Genomic DNA, 286 nt, shown 5'->3' on the forward strand with positions numbered 1-286 from the left:
GCGGCGAACAGGTACCGCGCTTCGTCGAACGCTACGCGCGCCTCGACCGGGAAATCGACGAGGCGGCCCGGCGCTTCGCCGAGGACGTGCGCGAACGGCGCTTCCCCGAGGCCAGGCATTGCTTCGCCATGCGCGAGTGAGCCGGCGGTCTCAGGCGAAGACTTCCGCCAGCAGGTCGTCCATCGCCTGGAAGGCACGCCGGGAGGTCCTGGCGTCATAGTGCATCTTGCCCGGCAGCTTGGCGTTCGGATCGGTGAAGGAATGCACCGCGCCGCCGTAGCTGGTG

1 protein-coding gene is annotated in these 286 nt (G+C 68.9%); it reads left to right on the top strand.

Going from position 1 to position 286, the window contains the following annotated elements; all coding sequences use genetic code 11:
* Positions 1-140 (top strand): 3-methyl-2-oxobutanoate hydroxymethyltransferase (locus NDO48_RS29115; RefSeq protein ID WP_267322901.1); only part of this gene is annotated, 140 nt, incomplete at its 5' end.
* Positions 141-286: the final 146 nt, after the last annotated feature.

It is taken from the genome of Aminobacter sp. MET-1 (assembly GCF_026521175.1).
Lineage (GTDB): Bacteria > Pseudomonadota > Alphaproteobacteria > Rhizobiales > Rhizobiaceae > Aminobacter.